The following is a 1,484-nucleotide window of genomic DNA, read 5'->3' as shown; positions in this document are numbered from 1 at the left end:
GCGGAGCCTGGACAATTCCCAATCCGCCTTTGGCCGCATCAAGCAAGACCGATGCGTGCCCTGTGCCCAACGGACCGCGCGGCTCGATAGTGACGCGCCTTCCCTTGACATGAAATTCCCATTGGCGCACGCCACCGGTTGATTCCAGCAGGTAACCCAGGCACGCGTGATCGTTCAGGTCAGACGGTGTCACGGGCCGACCGTGACGCTTGAGATATTTTTTCGATGCTGCTGTCGCGAACGGCGTGCTTCCCAACGGTCGTGCGACGAGACGGGAATCGGGAACGCTTCCCATACGAATGGCGACATCAAGCCGTTCTTCGGCAAGGTCGGTGATGCGATCAGTCAGTACCACGTCGACGCGAATCCCTGGGAATGCCGATAACCAGGCCGGCAGCGCCTTGGCAAGGACAAACTGGCCAAAGCTGACCGGGGCACTCACGCGCAGCAATCCTTGAGGCTGTAAGGATGCACCGACCACCAAGGCGCGCGCATCTTCGATGCCATGAACGAGCTCCTGGCAATGCGAAAAGAATTCCTGCCCCTCCGGCGTGAGGGTCACTTCACGCGGGGAGCGATTGAAAAGTCTCACTGCAAGCTCCTGCTCGAGCCGCGTGACGGCCTTGCTGACCGCTGACGGCGTCAGGCCAAGAACTCGTGCCGCGCCGGTAAAACTACGTGCTTCGGCGGCACGGACGAAAGCATTTAGGCCGCGCAACGGATCGGAAGTATTCATGATGACAAAAATTCATATTGGATATGCCGCCGAGCGTATCACACCAATCAAACTTCACTGATTACACTGCGTGGACCTGCTTACACCAAACCAACGTACGCAGCCTATCCCCACCCATGGGGCAGCTTATTTTTTGAGAAGAGGAGATCATGGTTGCATCTACTTCCGATAGCCGACGTCCGGATCCCACAGGCCGCTCCGCCCTACTCATGATTGAATTCGTTAACGAATGGCTTAACGCAGCCGGAAAATTACGATTTCTGATGGCGCACAATGAGAGTGCTTTTGCGGCTTCCGTTGAAGCGGGAAAACGCGCATTGCAATGCGCCCGCGCTGCCGGCATCGACGTCATCCATGCGACGCTGAAGCTGTCATCCGATTACCGTGAACTGGGCCAGGCCCACTTCGGTCTTCGCGGCGCAATTCCCAAAGCAAATACCTGGACGTCCAATGAAACCGGCTGGCAATTCCACAAGGACTTTACTCCGCAAGCGAATGAATTTGTGGTCGAAGGCCGCACGGGGGCAAGCGCCTTTGCGAGTTCCAATCTCGATGTCTTCTTGAGGAACCAAGGGATCAGCCGGTTGTATTTGGCCGGATATGCAACGCACGTGTGCATCGAGTCAACGATGCGGCATGCGCACGACATCGGCTATGAGCCGGTCATAATCGAAGACGCCACTGCAGCATTCACGGAAGCGCAACAGCGGCACGTCATCGAACACACCGTGCATCATTTCGGCTGGTC

2 protein-coding genes are annotated in these 1,484 nt (G+C 57.1%); one reads left to right on the top strand and one right to left on the bottom strand.

Going from position 1 to position 1,484, the window contains the following annotated elements:
• The coding region (locus TSA66_RS01275; RefSeq protein WP_040038692.1) for a LysR family transcriptional regulator at positions 1-736 on the bottom strand (736 nt) is incomplete at its 3' end.
• 149 nt (positions 737-885) lie between these two features.
• Between TSA66_RS01275 and TSA66_RS01270 the strand changes: the two genes are divergently transcribed.
• Positions 886-1,484, top strand: a 599-nt coding sequence (locus TSA66_RS01270; RefSeq protein WP_040038693.1) for a cysteine hydrolase, incomplete at its 3' end; no start/stop codon positions are given.

Origin of the sequence: Noviherbaspirillum autotrophicum (genome assembly GCF_000818395.1) — a bacterium.
GTDB classification, from domain to species: Bacteria; Pseudomonadota; Gammaproteobacteria; order Burkholderiales; family Burkholderiaceae_D; genus Noviherbaspirillum; species Noviherbaspirillum autotrophicum.
Note: the sequence above shows the minus strand (reverse complement) of the source record. Positions and strands in the feature narration are given on the sequence as shown.